The sequence below is a fragment of the Mesorhizobium sp. BH1-1-4 genome (genome assembly GCF_020165665.1).
Taxonomy (GTDB): domain Bacteria; phylum Pseudomonadota; class Alphaproteobacteria; order Rhizobiales; family Rhizobiaceae; genus Mesorhizobium.
On record NZ_JAIUIN010000001.1, the window covers coordinates 435,409 to 458,559 of the forward strand.

The following is a 23,151-nucleotide window of genomic DNA, read 5'->3' on the forward strand; positions in this document are numbered from 1 at the left end:
CTTCAGGCGTAGCCCGAGGCGACCTCGAACAGGATGGCGTGGCGCGCCGCAAGCGCCGGCACATCGGTGGAATAGCCGCCGCCGATGACACCGCAGACGGGAACGCCGAGCGCCCGAAAATGGCCGATGACCATCTCATCGCGGGCGCGAAGTCCATCGTTGGAAAGCGCCAGCCTGCCCAGCCGGTCCTCGGCATGGACGTCGACGCCGGCATTGTAGAAGACGATGTCCCAGGGCGTACGGGCGGAGAGTTCCGGCAGGATGGTATGGAGCCTTTCGACATAGGCGGCATCGCCGGTGCCGTCGGGCAGCGCCACGTCGAGGTCCGAGGCTATCTTGCGTACGGGGTAGTTGCGTTCGCCATGCATGGAAAAGGTGTACGCGCGGGGTTCATCTCGCAGAACGTCGGCCGTGCCGTCGCCCTGATGCACGTCGAGGTCGACGACCAGGATATTTTGTGCCGCGCCCTCTTCAAGCAGAACCAGCGCGGCGACGGCGACATCGTTGAAGGTGCAGAAGCCGGCGCCTTGCGCGCGCCGCGCATGATGGCTGCCGCCGGCGGTGTTGCAGGCGATGCCGTGGCGCAAGGCAAGCCGCGCCGCCGCCACCGTGCCGCCGGTGGCAAGCTGTGCGCGCAGCGAGACGCGCGGGCCGACCGGAAAGCCGATCTCACGCTCAGTTTTTTCAGGCACGGCGCAGTTGATGACCTGGTCGACATAGTCCGCGGCGTGGGCAAGCCTCAACCAGGACGCCGGCGCGGGCTCGGTTGTGTTGAGCGTCTCGGGTCCGGTCAGGCCGCGGGCCCGCAAGGCCTCCATCAGCAGCGGATATTTGCTCATCGGAAAGCGATGGTTGGTGGCGAAGCCGGCGTCGTAGTCGGGGTGGTGGACGATCTGCAGGGGCATGAACTGGTCGGACGGTTTCGCGCCAGAGCGGGATTTCGGTTGGCCGTCGCGTAACGGCGATTGCGCGGTGGCCGGAAAATGGGGCACATCGGTTCCCCGATCAAGTCGCAATCAGCAAGGCAGCAATCCTTTGGACCAGGGTGCCAGCCCAACCGACGCCAGGGCCTTTTCCGTCACCAACCGCTCGGTGCTTGCCATTGCCGTGCCGATGACGCTCGCCTATCTGACGACGCCGCTGCTCGGCCTAGTCGATACGGCGGTGGTCGGCCAGTTCGGGGATGCCGCCTTGCTCGGCGGCCTGGCGGCCGGCGCGCTGGCTTTCGACGTGGTCTTCACCACCTTCAATTTCCTGCGCTCGGGCACAACTGGCCTCGTCGCCCAGGCATTCGGACGCGGCGACGCCCTCGAGGAACAGGCGGTGTTCTGGCGCGCCGTGCTGATCGCCGTCGTCGCCGGCGTCGTGCTGGCAGCGCTTGCGCCGCTCATCGCCCTTGGCGGCCAGTGGTTCATGGACGCTGGACCACGCGTCAGCGACGCGATGGGCGTTTATGTCAGGATCAGGCTCCTCGCCGCCCCGTTCTCGCTGATCAACTACGCCATCCTCGGTTACGTGCTGGGACGCGGCGAAGGCGGGCTCGGGCTTGTCCTGCAACTGGTGCTCAACGGCATCAACATCGCGCTCTGCTTCCTGCTCGGCCTTGAACTTGGCTGGGGCGTTTCCGGCGTCGCCTGGGCAACCGTCACAGGCGAATTCCTGGCCATGCTGCTTGGTCTGGCGATCGTCGTGCGCCGGTTCCGATCCAGCCCGCCCTTGCCCCGCCACCGCCTGCTCGACATGTCAGCCTTCCTGCGCATGCTGTCGCTCAACCGCGATATCATGATCCGTTCGTTCTCGCTGCTCGCCGCTTTCGCGCTGTTCACCCGCCAGGGGGCTGCGTTCGGCACGGTGACGCTTGCCGCCAATGCGGTGCTGATGAATTTCTTTCTCGTCGCCGGTTACTTCCTTGATGGTTTCGCCACCGCCGCCGAACAGCTGGCCGGCCGCGCCATCGGCGCGCGGGCGGCACAACCCTTCCGGCAGGCGGTCCGCCTGACCCTGTTCTGGGGCTTCGGCTTGGCCGCCGTCGCGACATTGGTGCTGTCGCTGGCGGGTGCCAACCTGGTCGCTGTCGTGACGACATCGCAGGAGGTCCGCGCCGTCGCCGATGTGTATCTGCCGTGGGCGGCTTTCACCGCGCTGAGCGGTGTGCTCGCTTTCCAGATGGACGGGGTTTTCATCGGCGCGACATGGTCGCGCGACATGCGCAACATGATGCTCTTCTCATTCCTCGTCTTCGCCGCCGCTCTGATGACGCTGGCGCCCGCCTTCGGCAATCACGGCCTGTGGGCCGCGCTGCACATTTTCCTGCTGGTGCGAGGATTGAGCCTGCTGACAATTCTGCGGCTGCGGATGCGGACCGCGTTCAGCTGAGCGGCTTCGACGCCCACTGGTCAAGATGGCTGTCGCGCAACTCGCGCATCGAGCTGAGTTTCTCCGTCTGAGCAAAGCGCGCCATCCCGGCCACGATCCGGCCCGGCAGCGCCGGTCCGGCATAGATCATGCCGGTGTAGAGCTGGACGAGATCGGCGCCGGCGCGGATCTTGTCCAGCGCCGTCTCCGACGAGTTGACGCCGCCGACACCGATGATGGCCATGTCGGGCCCGAGCAGCTTGCGCATCTTGGCAAGCGCGATGGTCGAGCGCTCGAACAGCGGCTTTCCCGAGAGCCCCCCCGTCTCCAGCGCGGCGTCGCCGCGCAGCGCCGGCCGGGAAATCGTGGTGTTGGAAACGATGATGCCGTCGATCCGCTTTTCGGTGACCTCGGCGGCGATATCCTCCAGCTCGGCCTCGACCAGATCCGGCGCGATCTTGAGGAAGACCGGCGGCCGCGCGGACGCCGCGGCGCGTGCGGCCATGACGCGCGACAAAAGTTCGCCGAGCTGTTCGCGCGCCTGCATGGTGCGCAGGCCCGGCGTGTTGGGCGAGGAAATATTGACGGTGAGATAGCTGGCATGGGGCGCGAAGCGGGTGACGCCGCGCTCATAGTCGCCGATGCGATCGGTGCTGTCCTTGTTTGCGCCGATGTTGACGCCGACGATGCCGCCGCGCCCCTTGCGCGCGGCAAGGCGTTTTTCGGCCGCCGCGTGGCCTTCATTGTTGAAGCCCAGCCGGTTGATGACAGCTTCATCCGATGTCAGCCGGAAGATGCGCGGCTTCGGATTGCCGGCCTGCGGCAACGGCGTGACGGTACCGACCTCGGCGAAGCCGAAGCCCAGCCCAAGCAGCGCGTCGGGCACCTCGGCGTTCTTGTCGTAGCCGGCCGCCATGCCAAGCGGATTGGGGAAATCGAGACCGCAAAGGCTGATCTTCAGCCTTGTATCGCGTACCGTCCGCGCGCCGACCGGCAGGCCGCAGCGCAGTGCCGCGATCGACAGGCCATGCGCGGTTTCCGGATCGAAGGTGAACAGCAGCTTCTGGCCGATCCGGTCGAACACGCTCATTGCCCCTCCAGGGCGGGGAACTGGTGGGTGCCGTCAGCACCAAGCGGCAGCGGCTTGACCCATAGCACCGCTTTCAGGTCGAGCACGCCATAGAGATGCGGAAACAGCGCACCGCCGCGCGAGACCTCATATTTCAGCGCTTCACCCAGGGTGGCGCCGTCGATGGCGACCAGCAGAAGATCCGTCTGGCTGCGGAAATGCTTGGCCGCCGTTTCCCTGGCCTGCGCCGCCGTCGAGAAATGGATGAAGCCGTCGGCGATGTCGATCGGCGCGCCGGTGAAGCGGCCATTGGCTTCGGCCTCGCGCCAAGGCGCTTGCGGGGTTATCTTGTAGATAATCTGTGACATGGTTGCGCTATAGAGCAATTCCGGGAAAAGTGTGAGGCGGTTTTCCGTCCGGAATTGCGTCAGACGAGTCCGAACCAGTCGTGCGGGGGAGGCCAGGCCAAGGGTCTTCCCCATTTCCGGCGCAAACATGCGATATTTCAGGCTTTGGCCATGGAGGACGACATGCGTCTGCAGCACATCTTGATCCCCGCCGCGCTCGTTTCGCTGGTCGCGGCTTCAGCCTATTCGGAAGAAACCGACCGCTACCGGCTGGAAAAGTCGGCCACCGGCTATATCCGCATGGACACCCAGACCGGCGCGATGTCGATCTGCGAGGAGCGTTCGGGCCAGCTCGTCTGCAAGATGGCCGCCGACGAACGCGCCGCTTACCAGGATGAGGTCGATCGCTTGCAGAGCTCGATGAAGGCTATGGACGAGCGCGTCACCAAGCTGGAGAATTCGCTCTCCGCCCGCCTCGAATCGAAACTGCCGAGCGAAGAAGATTTCAACACGACGATGAGCTACATGGAGCGCTTCCTCAGGAGCTTCATGGGCATCGTCAAGGACATGGACAAGGACAGTGGCAACGGCGCCCAGCTCAACTCGCAGAAGACCTGAGCGCCATAGACGAGGGAAAACGCGGCGCGTTGGCTTTGCCGCTTGAAAACAGCGCGCCGCCCCTCATAATCGTCCGACTGATCCCGCAAAAAGCAGTAAATCGGGGATTCGGGGAGGGACATTTGCCGTCAGGCTATTCTTTCGTCATCGCCGACGATCATCCGCTGTTTCGCGGCGCCCTGCGCGAGGCGCTTGCCGGCATCGGCAACGTCACCGCCATCCACGAGGCCGGCGATTTCGAAAGCGCCAAGGCGCTGGTCGTGGCCAATGAAGATGTCGATCTGGTGCTGCTCGACCTGTCGATGCCGGGCGCCAGCGGCCTCTCCGGCCTGATCTCGCTGCGTGGCATCCATCCGGCGGTGCCGCTGGTCGTGGTGTCGGCGCATGACGATCCGGCGACCATCCGGCGCGCGCTCGATCTCGGCGCTTCCGGTTTCATCTCCAAGTCGGCCAGCATGGAGGAGATCCGCGGCGCGGTGCAGTCGGTGCTTGCCGGCGATATCGCGGCACCCGTCGGCGTCGATCTCGGCGTCGAACGCGATCCCGAAATATCGGACCTGATCAAACGGCTGCAGGCGCTGACGCCGCAGCAGACGCGCGTGCTCGGCATGCTGGCCGAGGGGCTGCTCAACAAGCAGATCGCCTATGAGCTTGGCGTCTCCGAGGCGACGATCAAGGCGCATGTCTCGGCCATCTTGCAGAAGCTCGGCGTCGACAGCCGCACCCAGGCGGTGATCCTCTTGTCCAAGATTGGCAGCGACCCGCTGCAGCCGGCGGGCTGACCGGATGTCCGGGACGACCCAATCTCCACGGAGCTGCCCAAATTCCCTGCTTCGTTTGCCCTTGGCTCTTGGCGGGCTATTCGGCGGCCGAAGCCAGCGGCCTGACCCTGGCCATCATCGAGCGCAGGGCGGCGGGTTTCAACGGCTTGTTGATCACCGGAATCTCGAGCCTGCCCGCCGCCGCCCGCACCTCGTTGGAGCGGTCGGCGGTGACCAGCACGGCCGGCAGGTCGTCGCCATGGATCGCCCGCAGCCCGACAATGATATCGAGACCGGTTTCGCGGTCGAGATGGTAGTCGGCAAGCACGATGTCAGGACGGTCGATCGCGGCCCTGTCCAGATCCTGCGAGCCGGTGACCGTGGCGACATTGCAGCCCCAGCCTTCGAGCAGCAGCCGCATGCCTTCGAGGATACGGATGTCGTTGTCGATGCACAGCACATGCAGTCCCGACAGCGAAGCCGCCGCGCGGGCCGGCGCCCTGGCCTCGACCTCGCGTAGCGGCTCCTGCGCGGCCGCTACCGGCAGGATGACGGAAAAGCGCGTGCCTTTGCCAGGATTGGAGAAGATGCGGATCTCGAGCCGCAACACCCTGGCGATGCGGTCGACGATGGAGAGGCCGAGACCAAGACCTTCGGCTTCGCGTGCGCCTTCGTTCAGCCGGGTGAACTCATGGAAGACGGTGTTCAGCTTGTCGCCGGCAATGCCGATGCCGGTATCGATGACCTGGATCTCCGCCAATGCGCCACGCCGCCGCACGCCGACCAGGATGCGGCCTTGGCGGGTATATTTGATGGCGTTGGAGACCAGGTTCTGGATCAGGCGGCGCAAAAGATTGCGGTCCGTCATCACCGTCAGTGAGGACGGAATAATGGTCAGTTCGAGCTTCTTTGCCGCGGCCATCGGCCGAAAATCATTGCCGATCTGGCTGAGCAGTCCGTCGAGGTTGAAGGCCGTGTCATCCGGTTTCATGGCGCCTGCATCGAGGCGCGAAATGTCGAGCACCGCGCCCAGGATGGTCTCGACCGATTCCAGCGAGGATTCGATGTTGACCGCCGCCTTGCCGGCCGGTCCCCGGCCGGCTTTCTCAATCAGCGAGGAGCAATAGAGCCGGGCGGCATTCAAGGGCTGCAGGATGTCGTGGCCGGCGGCGGCGAGGAAGCGTGTCTTGCCGAGATTGGCCTCCTCGGCCAGCATCTGCGCCTGTGCCAGTTCCTCGTTGACCCGGATCAATTCCTCGTTGACCCGGGTCAATTCGATGGTGCGGGTCTTGACGCGCTGCTCCAGCGATTCATTGGCACTTTTCAGCGCCAGGTCCTGCTCGACGCGTCCCGATATGTCGGCATAGGTGGCGACGATGCCGCCGTCCGGCATCGGGTTGGAGCGAAGTTCCAGGATGCGGCCGCTGGTCTTCAGTTCCATCTGCCACGGGCTGACGAAGCTGGTCAGCCGGTTGAGCATCGCCACGCGCTGGTCGGAGGGAATGTCGCCGCGCTCGGCCAGATGACGCAGGATACGGTCGAGCGAGACGCCGACCTGGCCCATCTCGTCTGGCAGGTCGAACAGCGCCCGGTATTGGCGGTTCCAGCAGATCAGGCGGAAATCGCGGTCGAAGACGGTGATGCCCTGTTCCATCTGGTCGAGCGCGATCTGCAGCAGGTCGCGATTGTGCTGCAGCGCCTCCGTCGCGTCGTCGAGCAGGCGGAAGGCGTCCCTGGATTCGCGGTCGTGGCGGCGAAACAGCAGCGACAGGATCAGCCGCGCCGAGGACGAGCCGACGGCGCTGGCCAAAAGCTGTTCGGAAAAGCGGATGACGTCCATGCTGGCCTGCTCGTTGCCATGCAGCGAGGTGCCGTTGCTTTTCTCGAAGGATTGGAAGGACCGCTCGGTGCGTTCGACGCCGAGATAGCGTGAGATCGTGTCCTTGAGGTCGTTGACGGTGATGGCGGTGCGGAAGCGGCGCAGGCTCGGCATCGGGCCGGCTTCGCGCGGCACGAAGATCGACGCTTGGATGCGCTCAAGCGGCACCGACGCCCGCGACAGCGAGCCGAAGACGAAGAACAGCGTGTTGATCGACAGGCTCCAGAGCACGCCGTGATTCAGCGGTTCGGCCACGGTGCCGAACAGTGCCTGCGGCCGCAATGCCTCGAAACCGAACAGTCCATGCACGATGATGCCGGTATCGGGTGGCACGAGCGACGGCACCAGCAGCGTGTAGCCCCAGACCAGGATGCCGGCGACCATGCCGAGTGCCGCGCCCCGGCCGTTGGCGCCGCGCCAGATCAACCCGCCGATCAGGGCCGGGGCGAATTGCGCGATCGCCGCGAAGGACATCAGGCCGATCGAGGACAGCCGGGCGCTGTTGGTGCTCTCGCGGTAGTAGAGAAAGGCGATGAAGAGCAGGATGAAGATCGCTCCGCGCCGCACATTGAGGATGAGCGTCGACCAGTCCTCGTTTTCGGAAGTGGTTGTGCGCAACAGCCGGCGCACGAACAGCGGGATGATCAGGTCGTTGGAGATCATGATCGACAGCGCCACGCTCTCCACGATGACCATGGCGGTTGCCGCCGACAGGCCGCCGATGAAGGCGGCCATGGCCAGGAAATCATGGCCGCTGAACAGCGGCAGCGACAGCACGTAGAGGTCGCTGCTCGTCCTTGTGCCGACCAGCGTCAGGCCGGCAAAGGCGATCGGCAGCACGAACAGGTTGATCGCCACGAGGTAGAGCGGAAACACCCATGTCGCGGTGCGCAGCTCCGCCTCGCTGCGGTTCTCGACGATGGTGACGTAGAACTGCCGCGGCAGAAGGATTATGGCGAAGCCGCTCAGGCAGGTCAGCACCAGCCAGGTGGCGAGCGACGTCGAATAGCCCATTGCCTGCCGCACCTGGCCATTCTCGGCCAGCCGGTCGAACATGTCGCCGGGGCCGCCGAAGATCAGGAAGGTGACCATCAGGCCGATCGCCAGGAAGGCGGCAAGCTTGACCACCGTCTCGACCGCCACCGCCAGCACCAGCCCGTCCTGATGTTCGGTGGCGTCGGCATGACGGGTGCCGAACAGGACCGCGAACAGCGCCAGCAGCATGGCGACGACCAGCGAAATGTCGCTGACGAAGGGATCGAAGGAGGGTGGCGAGCCCGTATAATGCTCGACCATCAGGCTGACCGAGCCGGAGATAGCCTTCAATTGCAGCGCGATATAGGGCACGGCGCCGATGGTGGCGATCAGCGTGGCGATCGCGGCCACGGTAAAGCTCTTGCCGTAACGCGCGCCGAGGAAGTCGGCGACCGAGGTGATCTTCTCGGTCTTGGCCAGCCGCACGATACGGTTGAGCAGCGGAAAGCCGAACACGAACACCAGCACCGGGCCGGTATAGATGCCGAGGAATTCGAGACCGCGTTCCGAGGAAAGGCCGACCGAGCCGAAGAAGGTCCAGGACGTGCAGTAGATGGCAAGGCTGAGCGCATAGATGAAGGGCCGTGCCCGACTTGGCCCAGATATCGCCGAGCGGCGGTCGCCCAGGCTGGCGATGGCGAACAGCAGCGTCACATAGGCAATCGCGATGATGACGATGAACAAGCCCTGCACGCCGGCAAAATCCTCCCTGTGCCGATTTTCACCTGGCCGGGCCAGACGCAATCACAGCTTGGGCGCCAAGTCCATCGCGGCTTTCGATGCATGCGGGCGATGATTTCCGGCTGTTGCCCCTGGGTAAGGAGAAAGCGGTTGGTTTCTTCCTTTAGCCGATGGTGCAACCCAAGGTTTTTGTTATGGTGTCGCAGGGCCGATGCCGGAGAGGTCTAAGTGGCAGCGCGGTCCCATGATAAGGAGGGTCGAATGCTGAAAGAGTTCCAGGAATTCATTTCCAAAGGCAATGTGATGGATCTGGCGGTCGGCGTCATCATCGGCGCTGCCTTCGGCAAGATCGTCGATTCCCTGGTCAACGACATCATCATGCCGATCGTCGGAGCGATCTTCGGCGGCTTGGACTTCAACAACTACTTCTTTGGGCTTTCTTCGGCCGTCAACGCCACCTCGCTGGCGGACGCCAAAAAGCAAGGCGCTGTTTTTGCCTATGGCAGCTTCATCACCGTGGTGCTGAATTTCATCATCCTCGCCTTCATCATCTTCCTCATGGTCAAGGCCGTGAACAACATGCGCAGGCGCCTGGAAAGAGAAAAGCCAGCGCCTGCCGCCGCGCCGCCCCCCGCCGACGTTGCGCTGCTCACCGAAATCCGCGATCTGCTGGCCAGGCGATAGACGGATACGGTTCTTCTGGACCAAAACCCCGGTCGTTCGCGGCCGGGGTTTTCTGTTTTCGTATCTGGTAAGCAGCGCCTACGAACGACCGAGACAACGGACCTGCCCAATGACCTTGATCCAGACCCTGCGCCCCGAGGCCCTGGCCGCGCCTGAAAGCGGTATCGTCGCCGTCGTCAATTACGGCCGCCTGCGCGAAGGCCTGATCCCGCTCTGGGCCGGCGAGGGCGACCTGCCGACGCCGTCCTTCATCACCGATGCCGCGTCGAAGGCATTGGCCGACGGCGAGACGTTCTACACCTGGCAGAGGGGCATTCCCGATCTCAGGCAGGCGCTGGCGCGCTACTACGCCAGGCATTTCGGCAAGACCTTCCCCGAGGAACAATTCATCGTCACCGGCTCCGGCATGCATGCCATCCAGCTGGCGCTCGACGCGCTTGCGGGCGCCGGCGACGAAGTGATCTACCTGTCGCCCGCCTGGCCGAATTTCGACGCCGCCGCCGCGATCGCGGGTGCCGTGCCGGTGCCGGTCACGCTCGATCACTCCGGAAATGGCTGGTCCTGCGACGTCGAGAAGATCGCTGCGGCGGTCACGCCGCGCACTAAGGCGTTGTTCATCAACACGCCGTCCAATCCGACCGGCTGGACCGCCGACCATGAGACCTTGCGGGCGATCCTCGATCTCGCCCGGGCCAAGGGCCTGTGGATCATCGCCGACGAGATCTATTCGCTGTTTCACTACGGCCATGGCCGCGCGCCGTCCTTCCTCGACATTGCCGAGGCCGAAGACCGCATCCTGTTCGTCAACAGTTTCTCCAAGAACTGGGCGATGACCGGCTGGCGGGTCGGCTGGATCAAGACGCATCCGAGCCTGCAGCAGGTGTTCGAGAACCTGATCCAGTATTCCAACTCGGGCGTCGCCCAGTTCATGCAGCGCGGCGCGGTCGCGGCGCTCGACGAGGGCGATGCCTTCGTCGCCGAACAGGTGGAGCGGGCACGGAAAGCCCGCGACTTGGTCTGCCGCATTCTCGGCGAAACCGGCAAGGCGCGCTTCACCGTGCCGCAAGGCGCCTTCTACCTGTTCTTCACGGTCGACGGCATCACCGATTCACGCAGCGCCGCCTTCGACATCGTCGACAAGGCCAATGTCGGCCTGGCACCCGGCACCGCCTTCGGCCCCGGTGGCGAAGCGTTCCTGCGGCTGTGCTTCCACCGCCGCCTCGATCAACTCGAGGAAGCGGCAAACCGGCTGGCAAGGTGGATGAAGACTGTTTGAGGTCGGTTGGGATTGATCGCCGGCAGGAGATGACAGCGTGCGCCGGCAGCCTGCCGACCGTCGCATTCTTCGGCTGATGTCGCGGCATGGCAACTGTGTTCATGCGAATGCTTTTTTATCACGGATGATGGCGTTGAGGACGACGAGGGGCTTCCTTGCAACGGCAATGATGGCGAGCTTCTTTGACCCTGATCGGGCTGCGATGGCACTGTAGAAAACTCGGAAGCGATCACAGGCTCGGATGGCGCCCAGCGCAGCCATGTAGAGGGCACGGCGCACGCGCGCTCGGCCACCCTGGATCTGGCTCCTGCGATTGAGCTTGCCGCTCTTGTTGTCGAAAGGGGCAAGGCCGGCGAGTGCCGCGATCGACTTGGGTGAACGCTGGCCGAGTTCGGGCAGGTGCGCCAGCAGAGATAACGCGGTGATCTTGGAGACACCAGGCACGGAGACCATCAGCGCGTTGTCGCGAGCAGTATCCTCGACTTGATGAATGGTTTCGGCGATCAGGCTCTCGAGCGCCTTAATGCGTGTGTTGAAGCTGGCGATCAGCTCTTCGAGTTCGGCGATGACAATCTCATCGAAGGCCTCGCTGCGAAGCTTCTTCAATCTTGCCCTGATATCGACCAGTTGGTCGCGGTGGCGGGCAAGCGATTGAAGATGTTCACTTTCTTCGTGCGGCGCCGGCTCGGCTTCAGGGTGATAGCGACGGCCGTAGCCGCTCAACATCCTGGCGTCGAGAGGATCGGTCTTGGCGCGCCGTGCCGTCGACTTCGCATAGTGGTGAGTGTGTGTCGGATTGTGCCGCGAGAACGCCACGCCTGCCTTGGCCAGCGCATGTCGCAGCAGCCGGTCATGGACCCCTGTTGCCTCCATGACGACAAAATCTCGGCCGGGGTGAAGGCCTGCCACATAGGCAGCGATCGCATCGGCTTGGTTGTCGATGCGCTGGCAACGGCTGCTTGCCTCATCAAAAAAATCGAGCCACTGCTTGGAGATGTCGCAGCCGACATAGTTCTGCATTATCATGTCCACGCCTCTTCCTGTGGTGCGAGGTCTGCTGCTAACAGCCCCGTGCAACTGTTCAGGTTGATGGTTCACCGGTGGGAAGGGACCGAGCCATGCCACGGCCTGTCCTCCAAAGGACGACCAGGATCCTGTCGGTCTCCTTCCCACCTCAACTATAGCATGGCAAAAACACACAGGATCCCTAGGGTCTGCGCCGTGTCGCTCCGCTCCTTGCTTCGCCCTAGGATGACGAAGCGATGGGTGTTTCGGCTAATGTCAAAGGTTTGCGATGGCCAATCTCCAATTTCCGAGATTAGCCGAAAAGCCTCGCTGCCTTCGTCATCCTAGGGCGTAGCAGTCGCGAAGCGACGTCGCGGAGACCCTAGGATCCATGCCGCGACATTTGAGAGTCGCGACGGTGAAGAACAATGAATACCGGGCACACACAGTGCCTCTATAAACGGGGCCTCTATAAACGGCTTCAACCGCCCGACTTGGGCACCAGCAGCGGAATGATCCGGTCGCTTTTGGCCACCGAAGGCCGTCCCGCCGAACCGTAGGGGATGCCGAGTGCGTCCCAGGTCTCGACGAGCGCGTCCTGCAGTTCGGCGATCAGCGCATCGGAATGGAATGGCGTCGGCGTGATGCGCAGCCGCTCCGTGCCGCGCGGCACGGTCGGGTAGTTGATCGGCTGGATGTAGATGCCGTGCACGCCGAGCAGGCGGTCGCTGGCCATCTTGCAGAGTTCCGGATCGCCAACCAGCAGCGGTACGATATGGGTTGGCGACTCCATCACCGGCAGGCCGGCCGCCGACAGGATCTGCTTGGTTCGGGTCGCCTGCTGCTGCTGGGCGTCGCGCTCGGCCTGTGAGCGCTTCAGGTGACGGATCGACGTGGTGGCCGCGGCGGCGATCGCCGGCGGCAGCGCGGTGGTGAAGATGAAGCCGGGCGCGTAGGAGCGAACCGCGTCGATGACGGCGCTCGTGCCGGTGATGTAGCCGCCCAGCGTGCCGAAGGCCTTGGCGAGCGTGCCCTCGATGATGTCGATGCGGTCGGCGAGGCCCTCACGCTCGGTGATGCCACCGCCGCGCGGCCCGTACATGCCCACTGCATGGACCTCGTCGATATAGGTCAAGGCATTGTAGCGCTCGGCGAGTTCGACGATCTCCTTGATCGGCGCGATGTCGCCGTCCATCGAATAGACGCTTTCGAAGACGATCAGCTTGGCGCGTTCGCGGCCCGCCGCCTGCAGCAGGCTTTCCAGATGCGCGACGTCGTTGTGGCGGAAGATCTTCTTCTCGGCGCCCGAGCGCCGCACGCCTTCGATCATCGAGGCATGGTTCAGCTCGTCCGAGATGATCAGGCAATTGGGCAAAAGCCGTGCGATGGTCGAGATCGAGGCCTCGTTGGAGACGAAGCCGGAGGTGAAGACCAAGGCGGCTTCCTTGCCGTGCAGGTCGGCCAGCTCATGCTCGAGTTCGACCAGCGGGTTGGACGTGCCGGAAATGTTGCGGGTGCCACCGGCGCCCGAACCCATCTTGCCGGCCGCGTTCTGGAACGCGGCGATGACGTCGGCGTGCTGGCCCATGCCGAGATAGTCGTTGGAGCACCAGACGGTGATTTCCTCGGCGCGGCCGTTGGAACGCCAGATGGCGCGCGGAAACCTGCCCGCGATGCGCTCGAGGTCGGCGAAGACGCGGTAGCGACGCTCGGCATGGAGCTGATCGATCGCTTCCTCGAAAAACCGCTGATAGTTCATATCGACTTCCCAATTTTGCGCGGGATCATAGTCATTGGCCTTTTGGTCGTCCACCGGGCCGATTTGGTCAAAATGCCACGCCCCGGACCTGTTCCTAACGACAGCGGATCGTGGCCTATTCCCAATTCATGGCACGCTCTTTGGTTCACTTTTGTTTCCGCACGATGCCACATCAAGTGAACGCTGGTTACCTCTCGTTTTAATGGGCAGACGGCAGACTTTCCAGTAAGGCGGTTGTTGAGACAGTTTCCGATAAATCTTGGGTAAGCGAGGATTGGATGACGGTTTTGGTGACAGGGGGCGCCGGCTATATCGGCAGCCATATGGTCTGGGAGTTGCTGGATGCGGGCGAGAGCGTCGTGGTTCTCGACCGCCTTTCCACCGGCTTCGAATGGGCGGTGGCGCCTGAGGCGAAGCTGGTCGTCGGCGATGTCGCCGACAAGGAATTGGTCGGCTCGATCATCCGGGAAAACAAGGTCGACGCCATCATCCATTTCGCCGGCTCGATCGTGGTGCCGGAATCGGTCGCCGACCCGCTCGCCTACTACGAGAACAACACCTCGAAGACCCGCACGCTGATTGAAACCGCGGTGCGCGAGGGCGTGCCGAATTTCATCTTTTCCTCGACAGCCGCCGTCTATGGCGGCGCCGGACTGGAGCCGGTGCGCGAGGATGCCCGCCTGGCGCCGGAATCGCCCTATGGGCTGTCCAAGCTGATGAGCGAGTGGATGCTGCGCGACGCAAGCCTTGCGCACGACATCCGCTACACGGCGCTGCGCTATTTCAATGTCGCCGGCGCCGATCCGAAGGGCCGCACCGGCCAGTCCACCCCGGGCGCCACCCATCTGATCAAGGTCGCCTGCGAAACCGCGCTCGGCAAGCGCCCGTTCATGCAGGTCTTCGGCACCGACTATCCGACGCCGGACGGCACCTGCATGCGCGACTACATCCATGTCAGCGATCTGGCCGCCGCGCATCGCCTGGCCTTGCAGAGGTTGCGCGACGGGGGGCAGAGCCTCGTCGCCAATTGCGGCTACAGCCACGGCTATTCGGTGCTCGAGGTCATCGACAGCGTGCGCCGCGCCTTCGGCCATGATTTCGAGGTCAGGATGGGCGACCGGCGTGCCGGCGACGCCGCCGCCGTGGTGGCCAATTCGGATCTTGCCCGCTCCGAACTCGGCTGGACCCCGCAGCGCGACGATCTCGACCAGATCGTCAACGACGCGCTCGCCTGGGAACGTATCCTGACCAGCAAGAACTCCTCGCGGGGCTAAGCCCGCGCTTCCCCAAGGGCTCGCAAGCCGCGCGGCGACGCGCTATGGAAGCATTCGCGATACGGTGCCGAGGCGCCGTGCCGCGAGGAGCTTTGGGGGATCGCATGAAGATAACGGTGCTTGGAGCCGGCGTCGTCGGCACGGCAGCCGCCTATTATCTGGCCGCGGACGGTCACGAGGTCACCGTGATCGAGCGCCATCCGGCGCCGGCGCGGGGCACCAGCCAGTCGAATGCCGGCCTGGTGTCTCCCGGGGATGCCACCGCCTGGGCCTCGCCCGCGGCACTTAAGACGTTCCTGCGCGGGCTCTACAATCATGATCTCGGCATCAAGGTCAGGCTTCGCTTCGATCCCTATTTCCTCGCCTGGAGCCTGCGCTTCCTGCGCCAGTGCACGGTGGCCCGCCTGCGCGCCAACAGCCAGGTCAAGCTGCGGCTCGCGCTCTATTCGCGCGACTGCATCAACGCCATCTCCGCCGAGACTGGCATCCATTACGACGAGCGCAAGAAGGGCATCCTGTATTTCTTCCGCTCGCAGCACAGCCTCGATACCGGCACCGACAATTATCGCTATCTGGCCGAGCATGGCCTGCCGATCGAGATCGTCGGCCGCGATCGGCTGGTCGAGCTTGAACCGGGTCTTGCCGGCGTCAAGGAAAAGATCGCCGGCGGCGTCTATTCGCCGATCGACCAGACCGGCGATTCCCGGCAGTTCGTGGAAAATCTGGCCGCCTATGCCGCCGAAAAGCTCGGCGTGAGGTTTTGCTACGGCACCACGGTCGAAGGCCTCGACATCGAAGGCGACCGGGTGCGCGCCGTGATGACCTCGGCCGGGCCGGTCACCGGCGATGCAGTGGTGATCTCGATGGGGCCGGAGAGCGGTCTGCTCGGCCGCCGCTATGGCATCGACCTGCCGGTCTATCCGGTGAAAGGTTACACGGCGACGATTCCGCTGGAGGACGAGAGCAAGGGCCCGACCATGGGCGGCGCCGACGAGGACCAACTGATGGCCTATTCGCGCCTTGGCAATCGATTGCGGTTGGCTTCGACCGCCGAATTCACCGGCTTCGACCGCAGCCACAAGCCCAGCGACTTCGCCACCATGTTCAGGACCGGCAAGGATCTGTTTCCTGGCGCCTTCGACGAGAAGAAAGCCGAGCTGTGGGCGGGTTTGCGGCCGATGATGCCGAACTCGGTGCCGGTCATCGGCCAGGCGAAATACCGCAACCTCTATCTCGACACCGGCCACGGCCATGTCGGCTGGACCATGGCCTGCGGCTCGGGCAAATTCCTCGCCGACCTCGTTGCCGGGCGCAAGCCGGAGATCGATCCCCAGGGACTGGTCTACGGGGGATAAAATGTCGGGACCGCAAGTCGCCATCGACCTTGGCCGCATCGAGCGCAACGCCCGCACCATCGTCGACCGCTGCGCGCTTTCTGGCATCAAGGTGTTCGGCGTTACCAAGGGCACATGCGGCATGCCGCAAGTGGCGCGCGCCATGCTGCGCGGTGGGGTGGCCGGCATTGCCGAATCGCGCTTCGAAAACATCCGCCGGCTGCGCGACAGCGGCATATCGGCGCCGATCATGCTGTTGCGCAGTCCGCCGATGGCGCGCGTCGAGGAGGTGGTGCGCACCGTCGAGGTCAGCCTGCAGTCGGAGCTGACCATCATCCGCGAGATCTCGCGCATCGCCGAGCGCATGGGCCGTGTCCATGACATCATGCTGATGATCGATCTCGGCGATCTCAGAGAAGGCATCTGGCCGAACGACCTCATCCCCACGGTCGAGCAGATTCTCGACATGAAGGGCGTGCGCATCGCCGGCATCGGCACCAATCTCGGCTGCTTCGGCGCCATCATGCCGACCCAGGAAAATCTCGGCCAGCTCGTCGCCCATGCCTACAAGACCGAGCGTCTGTCAGGAAAAAGCCTGGACTTGATCTCCGGCGGCGCCTCGTCGTCGCTGCCGCTGTTGCTCGACGGCAAATTGCCGGCCGGCATCAATAATCTCAGGGTCGGCGAGGCGATCCTGCAGGGCGGCGTCGAGACTTTTCGCGATGTGCCATGGGCCGAACTCGAACCCGATGCCTGTCGGCTGACCAGTGACGTCATCGAGGTCAAGCTGAAGCCGTCACGGCCGATAGGCACGTCGGGCTACGATGCGTTCGGCAATCAGCCGGTCTTTCCAGACGAAGGCGACAGGCTGCGCGCCATCGCCAATATCGGCCGCGAGGACGTGCTGGTCGAAGGGCTGACGCCGATCGCAAAGGGGATACGGGTGCTCGGCGCCTCCAGCGACCATCTGCTGCTCGATGTGCAGGACGCCGATCCGCCGCCGGCCATCGGCGACCGCGTCGCCTTCCGCATGAGCTATGGCGCCATGCTGCTGGCGATGACCTCGGAATATGTCGAAAAGGCCCCGATGCACGATGTCGCCGACTTTTCCGGCCGCAAGATGGTGCAGATCACGGCCGAGCCTGGGGCCGCCGGCATCCTGGCCAGGGAAGGCACCGGTGCTCGGCTGGAAGCGATGAATTTCGATGTCGTCGAACTGGCCGATATCGACCGGCCGCCCTCGGGCCTGATCCGGCTGACCGCTGGCGCCGACCGGCGCATCGCCCACAAGGCACTGACCGCGACCGCGCGCGCGACCCACTCCTTCGGCCTGATCTGGATCGATTCCATCGCCGCGCTCATGCCGGAAGAAGAGGAAGGCATCGATCTGCCGGAGGCGTCCGTGCTGGCGCGTACGCTTGGGCTCGACCACAAGGCGGGCGCGCTGCAGCCGCAGCTGTCGCCGGAAAACGTCGTCATCGTCGGGCTGCGCCATGCCGATCCGGCGGAAGCGCGGGTGCTGAAGGATTCGCGCGTCTCGGCCTTCACCATGACCGATATCGACGCCATGGGCATGCGCGACCTGATGCACGAGGCCATCCGTATCGCCACTTCCGGCACGCAAGGGTTTCATGTCAGCTATTCGCCCATGGCGACCGAATTTGCCGGCTGGGCGGCTGGTTCCGGCGGCCTCACCGTGCGCGAAACGCATCAGGCCATGGAGGCGATCGCGCTGTCCGGCGGGCTGCTGTCGATGGATGTCTCCGGCCTTAGTGCCGATCTGGAGCCCAGGATCGGCACCGAGACCATCAACTTCGTCATGTCGGCCTTCGGCAAGCGGATCCTCTGATTACCCAACTGCCTCGACCGCCGTCCGCCACGCGCGCGCATACTCCGCCCAGGCCGGATCGACTGGGGGCTCTTGTGTCTGGCCCTTGCCATGCGCGGCTCCCTGATCCGATGCCAGCAGAGCGGCCCCGATGCTGGTGCCGGTCGCGGCTTGCGATGCGATGACCGCACGGCCAGTGCTCGCGGCGAGCATCCGCGTGAACAATTGGTTGCGCGCAAAAGGTCCTTCGACGGTGGTCGGACCATCGCCGCCGATGAGGTCGAGGCAAGTGACGGTCATCAGCGCCAGGTAGAAGGAGATGGCGGCAAAGCGCTGGCCGGGAGGGACCGCCTCGCCCTTGCGCCATGCGGCCGCGTGATGCGGAAACGGCCCCGAGCCTTGCTGGGTCGAAGGCAAAAGCAAGGTCCTGCGCGCCAGCACGGCGACGACGTCGTTGTCGGTCCAGTCCTGCGCCGCGCCTTCGGTCAGCAGTGAGAATTCCCGGCCGCCCATGAAACGCGCCGAGGGCACGGGGTCGCCGAGCGCGTTGACATTGACCAGCGTATCCCTAGCCGGATCGAGCGTCACCGTCCTGCCGCCGACCGCCATCGACACCACCCAGGTGCCGGTCGAGACGACCGAGAAAGGCGGTTTGTCGGACAGGAGATGCGGCAGCAGCGAGGCGTTGGAATCGTGCAGGCCGCAAAAGACGGGCGTTTGAGGATCGAGCCCGGTGCGCTGCGCAAGCACGGGCAGGACCGAGCCAAGACGGTCCCTGGCAGGTCGCACGGGCGCCATCAGGCCGCGCCAACCAAGCCGGTCGACCAGCGCCGAAAAATCCGCTGTCCAGGGGTTCCACAGATCGGTGTGGCAGCCGAGCGATGTCACCTCATTGGCGGCGACGCCGGTCAGGCGCAGCGCCCAGTATTGTGGGTACATCAGCATCGCGGCGACCTTCGCGAACTCCGTCGGGAAGCTTTGCTGCTGCCAGAAGAATTGCGCGCCGAGATTGAGGCCGAGCGGCAGGCGCGGGGTGCCGGTCTCGGCGAAAGGCGGGCGGATCGCGTCGTAGTCCGCCGCGAGCCCGTCGGGTCCGTCGAATTCATAGTCGAGCACAGGCAGCACCAGCTCGCCCGTGGCGTCGACCAGCACGCCGGTCGCGCCATGGGTGGTGATCGAAATCGCGTCGATGCGCTGGTCGCGGTTGAGGTCGGCAAGGCTGTCGAGGATGAACGCCCACAGCGCGTCGACATCGTGATGCGGGTAGGGCGGCTGCCGCACCGGCGCGTTCGCCATGCGGCGCAGCGCCACCTCGCTCAATGTGGCGAGATCGACCAGCGCCACCTTGGCGTTGGTCTTGCCGATATCGATGACGGCGATGTGGCGGAGCGTGCTCATTCCATATGGAACACGGTTTCCAACGGCACAGCCACCGGCTCGTTGTCCGCCTTCGTCTCCATGACATCGGCCATGTGGGCCCACCAGCGCTGCATCACCGGATGGCTGGGCAGGTCGGCCATGCCGTGATCGTCGCGCCGCCACAGCACGCCGAACAGGATGTTGGTCTCTTCGTCGAGATGGATCGAATAGTCGGAGACACCGGCCTGTTTCAGCAGCGTCACCAGTTCGGACCAGATTTCGTCATGACGCTTCCTGTATTCGGCCTTCATGCCGGGTTTGAGCGTCATCTTGAATGCGTATTTCTCGGACATCAGGCCAGGCGTCTCCCGCGCAGCCGCCGCCAGACGATCGGCAGGGCGATGACGATGATCAGGAGCAGGCCGATGAAGATCGACATGACGATGCCGGGCACGTTGAGCAGGCCCAGACCAAATGTCACCAGCCCCATGATCAGGGCGGCAAGCACCACGCCGACAATGCTGCCGGCGCCGCCAAGGATCGAGACGCCGCCAAGCACCACCATGGTGATCACCTCGAGCTCGTAGCCCTGCGCGATCGACGGCCGCGTCGAGCCGAGCCGCGAGGTGATCAGCACCGAGGCGATGCCCGACATCAGCCCGGTCAGGCAAAACAGGATGAATTTTGTGCGGCCGACGCGCACGCCGGAAAACTGCGCCGCGATCGGATTGTTGCCGATGGCGAAGACACGGCGGCCGAAACTCGTGCGGTGCAGCACAAACCAGTAGACGACGGCCGCGATGAGAAAGAGCACCAGTTCGAACGACACCACCCACCAGACATAACCCTGGCCGAAGAAGGCGAAGCTTTCTGGATAGCCCTTGTAGGCCTGATCGCCGAGGATGATGAAGGCGATGCCACGAAACAGGCTCATCGTGCCGATGGTGACGACGATGGACGGCAGGCCGAGGCGTGTCACGAGGAGCCCGTTGAAGGCGCCGCAGCCGAGGCCGACGCCGATGCCGATCAAGACAAGCACCGGCGTGTCGGCGCCGGCCTGCACCGCCATCCCCATCATGGTCGAGGCAAGGGCGATGACGGCGGCCACCGACAGGTCGATCTCGCCGGAAATGATCAGCAACGCCATGGCAAAGGCGATCAGGCCCTTCTCGGTGAAATTGAAGGTCAGGTCCGACAGCGAATAAGGGTCGAGGAAATAGGGCGAGGCAAAGCTGTTGATGGCGAAGATGGCGATGGCCACCACGACCAGCAGCGCTTCCCAGGAAAAGATCGCCGACGAGAGCGGCTTGTCGAGCCGGTCGGGAATGTGGCGCGGGGCGGGAACGTCGGTCATGCCGCCTCCACTTTCCTCAGGATGATGCGGCCTTGCTGGCGCTCGCCGCGTGCATTGAGCACGACGGCCAGGATGATGGCGCTGCCCGAGATCGCCATCTGCCAGAAGGGCGAAATGTTGATGACCGGCAGCGCGTTGGAGATGATGCCGAGGAACAATGCGCCGAGCACCGCGCCGCCGACCGAACCGATGCCGCCGGCGATCGAGATGCCGCCGATGACGCACGCGGCGATGATGTTGAGCTCATAACCGTTGGCGACCTCGACCGAGGCGATGACGTAGCGCGAGATCCAGAGATAGCCGGCGAGGCCGCCGATCATGCCGGAGATGCAGAAGACGATGAATTTCGTGCGGCCGACATCGATCCCGGTATAGACAGATGCGGTCGGATTGACGCCGATGGCATAGATCGAGCGGCCGAGCGCGGTGCGCGTCATCAAGACGAAGAACAGCGCGATGACCAGCATGGCGATCCAGGACAGCACGGGAATGCCGAGCAAAGCGGCGCGCTGGAAGCCGATGAAGTCCGGGCTCATCTTGTCGGCATTGACCCAGGCGCCGCCCGAAATGACGAAAGTGGCGCCGCGATAGATGGTGAGCGTGCCCAGTGTCACCACGATCGATGGGATGTTGAGCCGCCACACCAGAAGACCGTTGATGGCGCCGAGCACCAGCCCGACGGCAAGCGCGATCACGATCAGCAGCGGGATCGGGATCGCCGGATGGGCGGCGTTCAGCATCGCCACCACCATGCCGGTGAAGCACAGGTTCGAGGCCATCGACAGGTCGATGGAGCGGGTCAGGATGACCACCATCTGGCCGAGCGCCAGGATCATCAGGATCGAGGTGTCGTTGAACACCTGGCGCAGATTGCCTGGGTCGGCGAAGGCCGGAAAGCGCGTCGAGATCAGCCCGATCAGCACGGCGACGGCGGCCAGCAGCCAGATTTCGCGGTATTTGAGCAAAGCCTTCATGCCGCGATCCCCGCTGCCGTCCGGACCAACGTCTCGGCGTCCAGTCCCTTATTGTCGTAGACCGCGGCGACGAGGCCCTCGCGCATGACGACGACGCGGTCGGACATGCCAAGAATTTCCGGCAGTTCCGACGACACCATGATCACCGAAAGGCCCTGGGCGACGAGTTCGGCCATGAAGCCGTGCACGGCGGCCTTGGAGCCGATGTCGATGCCCTTGGTCGGCTCATCCAGGATGATCACCTTGGGTGTCGTCGCCAGCCATTTCGCGATGACCACCTTCTGTTGGTTGCCGCCCGAAAGCGTGCCGACATCCTGGCTGAGCGAAGAGGCGCGCAAATCCAACCGCTCGGTGTAGGAGCGGGCTAGCGAAAACTCCTCCGCTAGCCGCAGCATGCCCGACTTGGAGGTGCGGGCGAGCGATGGCAGCGAAACATTCTGGAAGATCGGCAGGCCGATCACCACGCCTTGCTTGCCGCGCTCTTCCGGCACGTAGACGATGCCGGCCTCGACCGAATCCGCCGCCGATTTCGGCGCGATCGCCGTGCCTTCCAGCGTGATCGTGCCGCCTGATATGCGGGTGATGCCTGAAATCGCCTGCATCACCTCGCTGCGCCCGGCGCCGACCAGGCCGTAGAAGCCGAGGATCTCGCCTTTGTGCAGTTCGAAGCCGATGTCGTTGAACTCGGTCGGGTGCGACAGGCCGGAAACGGAGAGCACCGGGGCGCCGATCTCGGCCTTGCGCTGCGGAAAGATGTGGTCGACCGAACGGCCGACCATCATGCGCACGATCTGGCTCTGGCCGGCATCCCTGATCAGCCCTTCGCCGACCATCTCGCCGTCGCGAAACACGGTGTAGCGGTCGGCGATGCGGTAGATCTCGTCGAACTTGTGGCTGATGAACAGGATCGCCTTGCCCTGCTCCTTGAGGAACTCGATGAGCAGGAACAGCTCCTCGATCTCCTTCATCGAAAGGGCGGCCGTCGGCTCGTCCATGATGACGATCCGAGAGTCGATCGACATGGCGCGCGCGACGGCGACGAGATGCTTGTTGGCGATGCCGAGATCCCTGAGCCGTGCATCGGCGTCGATATGGCCGGCATGCATGGTGTCGAGAACTTCGCGCGCATTGTTGCGCATCGTGCGCCAGTCGATGGTGCCGAAGCGGCTGCGCGGCGCATGGCCGAGAAAAATGTTTTCGGCGACGCTGAGATCGTCGAACAGCACCGTTTCCTGATGGATGGCGGTGACGCCAATTCCGAAGGCGGCATGCGCGCTTGGCAAGGTGACGGCCTGGCCGTCGATGCTGATGGTGCCTGCGTCGGGCTGGTAGATGCCGGTCATGATCTTGACCAGCGTCGATTTGCCGGCGCCGTTCTCGCCGATCAGCGCGGTCACCTGGCCCGGATAGAGCGACAGGCTGACATTGTGCAGGGCGCGGACACCGGGAAAGCTTTTCGAGATGCCGGACAGCGTCAGGCGTGGAGCCGAGGCCGGAGGCCGCTCCTGCGTCTCGCTGTGTCGGGCCGTCGTGTCCATATCCGTATCAAGCCCTGAAAC

19 protein-coding genes are annotated in these 23,151 nt (G+C 64.2%); 8 read left to right on the top strand and 11 right to left on the bottom strand.

Annotated features, from left to right (window positions below):
• Positions 1–2 precede the first annotated feature (2 nt).
• A complete protein-coding gene (locus LB569_RS01995) occupies positions 3–905 on the bottom strand; it encodes a histone deacetylase (protein ID WP_224690849.1) in 903 nt (300 codons plus the stop codon).
• A 130-nt stretch (positions 906–1,035) separates the two neighbouring features.
• Here LB569_RS01995 and LB569_RS02000 point away from each other — a divergent pair, with 130 nt between their 5' ends.
• A complete protein-coding gene (locus tag LB569_RS02000; RefSeq protein ID WP_224536029.1) occupies positions 1,036–2,376 on the top strand; it encodes an MATE family efflux transporter in 1,341 nt (446 codons plus the stop codon).
• Here LB569_RS02000 and LB569_RS02005 read toward each other — a convergent pair.
• Complete coding sequence (locus LB569_RS02005) at positions 2,369–3,445, bottom strand: quinone-dependent dihydroorotate dehydrogenase (RefSeq protein ID WP_224536027.1); 1,077 nt, start codon at positions 3,443–3,445, stop codon at positions 2,369–2,371. The genes LB569_RS02000 and LB569_RS02005 overlap by 8 nt on opposite strands.
• A complete protein-coding gene (locus LB569_RS02010) occupies positions 3,442–3,792 on the bottom strand; it encodes a DUF952 domain-containing protein (protein WP_224690850.1) in 351 nt (116 codons plus the stop codon). Before LB569_RS02010 ends, LB569_RS02005 begins: the two co-directional genes overlap by 4 nt.
• 162 nt (positions 3,793–3,954) lie before the next feature.
• On the opposite strand from LB569_RS02010, the gene LB569_RS02015 reads away from it, so the two are divergent.
• Both LB569_RS02015 and LB569_RS02020 read left to right on the top strand, forming a co-directional pair.
• The gene (locus LB569_RS02015; protein WP_140706075.1) at positions 3,955–4,389 is read left to right on the top strand and encodes a hypothetical protein; all 435 of its coding nucleotides are present in this window, start codon (positions 3,955–3,957) and stop codon (positions 4,387–4,389) included.
• 122 nt (positions 4,390–4,511) lie between these two features.
• Complete coding sequence (locus tag LB569_RS02020) at positions 4,512–5,171, top strand: response regulator transcription factor (protein WP_127870796.1); 660 nt, start codon at positions 4,512–4,514, stop codon at positions 5,169–5,171.
• A gap of 76 nt (positions 5,172–5,247) precedes the next feature.
• Here LB569_RS02020 and LB569_RS02025 read toward each other — a convergent pair whose 3' ends face one another.
• A complete protein-coding gene (locus LB569_RS02025) occupies positions 5,248–8,757 on the bottom strand; it encodes a NahK/ErcS family hybrid sensor histidine kinase/response regulator (RefSeq protein ID WP_224690851.1) in 3,510 nt (1,169 codons plus the stop codon).
• Between the two features lie 249 nt (positions 8,758–9,006).
• Here LB569_RS02025 and mscL point away from each other — a divergent pair, with 249 nt between their 5' ends.
• Positions 9,007–9,429 carry a large conductance mechanosensitive channel protein MscL gene (mscL, locus tag LB569_RS02030; RefSeq protein WP_224536022.1) on the top strand — a complete coding sequence of 141 codons (423 nt, stop codon included), beginning with the start codon at positions 9,007–9,009 and terminating at the stop codon, positions 9,427–9,429.
• Positions 9,430–9,538: 109 nt separating this feature from the next.
• Positions 9,539–10,705: a pyridoxal phosphate-dependent aminotransferase gene (locus tag LB569_RS02035; RefSeq protein WP_224536020.1), complete on the top strand. Its 1,167-nt coding sequence runs from the start codon at positions 9,539–9,541 to the stop codon at positions 10,703–10,705.
• A gap of 99 nt (positions 10,706–10,804) precedes the next feature.
• Here LB569_RS02035 and LB569_RS02040 read toward each other — a convergent pair whose 3' ends face one another.
• Positions 10,805–11,725 carry an IS110 family transposase gene (locus tag LB569_RS02040; RefSeq protein ID WP_224690852.1) on the bottom strand — a complete coding sequence of 307 codons (921 nt, stop codon included), beginning with the start codon at positions 11,723–11,725 and terminating at the stop codon, positions 10,805–10,807.
• 466 nt (positions 11,726–12,191) lie between these two features.
• Positions 12,192–13,469 (bottom strand): 5-aminolevulinate synthase, encoded by a 1,278-nt coding sequence (gene hemA / locus LB569_RS02045; protein ID WP_224690853.1) that lies wholly within the window; start codon positions 13,467–13,469, stop codon positions 12,192–12,194.
• Positions 13,470–13,747: 278 nt separating this feature from the next.
• On the opposite strand from hemA, the gene galE reads away from it, so the two are divergent.
• The 3 genes from galE to LB569_RS02060 all read left to right on the top strand — a co-directional run bounded on the left by galE (position 13,748) and on the right by LB569_RS02060 (position 17,926).
• Positions 13,748–14,743 (top strand): UDP-glucose 4-epimerase GalE, encoded by a 996-nt coding sequence (gene galE, locus LB569_RS02050; protein ID WP_224690854.1) that lies wholly within the window; start codon positions 13,748–13,750, stop codon positions 14,741–14,743.
• A gap of 104 nt (positions 14,744–14,847) precedes the next feature.
• On the top strand, positions 14,848–16,098 hold the full coding sequence (locus LB569_RS02055; RefSeq protein ID WP_224690855.1) for a D-amino acid dehydrogenase: 1,251 nt from the start codon (positions 14,848–14,850) through the stop codon (positions 16,096–16,098).
• Position 16,099: 1 nt separating this feature from the next.
• A complete protein-coding gene (locus LB569_RS02060) occupies positions 16,100–17,926 on the top strand; it encodes an alanine racemase (RefSeq protein WP_224690856.1) in 1,827 nt (608 codons plus the stop codon).
• Here the strand turns inward: LB569_RS02060 and LB569_RS02065 are convergent, their stop codons facing one another.
• The 5 genes from LB569_RS02065 to LB569_RS02085 are packed head-to-tail and all read right to left on the bottom strand — an operon-like array spanning position 17,927 to position 23,130.
• Positions 17,927–19,303, bottom strand: coding sequence for an FGGY-family carbohydrate kinase (locus LB569_RS02065; RefSeq protein ID WP_224690857.1), 1,377 nt, complete (start codon positions 19,301–19,303; stop codon positions 17,927–17,929).
• Positions 19,300–19,617: an L-rhamnose mutarotase gene (gene rhaM, locus LB569_RS02070; RefSeq protein ID WP_224690858.1), complete on the bottom strand. Its 318-nt coding sequence runs from the start codon at positions 19,615–19,617 to the stop codon at positions 19,300–19,302. The genes LB569_RS02065 and rhaM overlap by 4 nt, the downstream gene beginning before the upstream one ends.
• Positions 19,617–20,618, bottom strand: a complete 1,002-nt coding sequence (locus tag LB569_RS02075) for an ABC transporter permease (RefSeq protein ID WP_224690859.1) — start codon at positions 20,616–20,618, stop codon at positions 19,617–19,619. The genes rhaM and LB569_RS02075 overlap by 1 nt, the downstream gene beginning before the upstream one ends.
• Positions 20,615–21,592 (bottom strand): ABC transporter permease, encoded by a 978-nt coding sequence (locus LB569_RS02080; RefSeq protein WP_224690860.1) that lies wholly within the window; start codon positions 21,590–21,592, stop codon positions 20,615–20,617. The genes LB569_RS02075 and LB569_RS02080 overlap by 4 nt, the downstream gene beginning before the upstream one ends.
• Positions 21,589–23,130 carry a sugar ABC transporter ATP-binding protein gene (locus LB569_RS02085; RefSeq protein ID WP_224690861.1) on the bottom strand — a complete coding sequence of 514 codons (1,542 nt, stop codon included), beginning with the start codon at positions 23,128–23,130 and terminating at the stop codon, positions 21,589–21,591. The genes LB569_RS02080 and LB569_RS02085 overlap by 4 nt, the downstream gene beginning before the upstream one ends.
• Between the last annotated feature and the right edge of the window lie 21 nt (positions 23,131–23,151).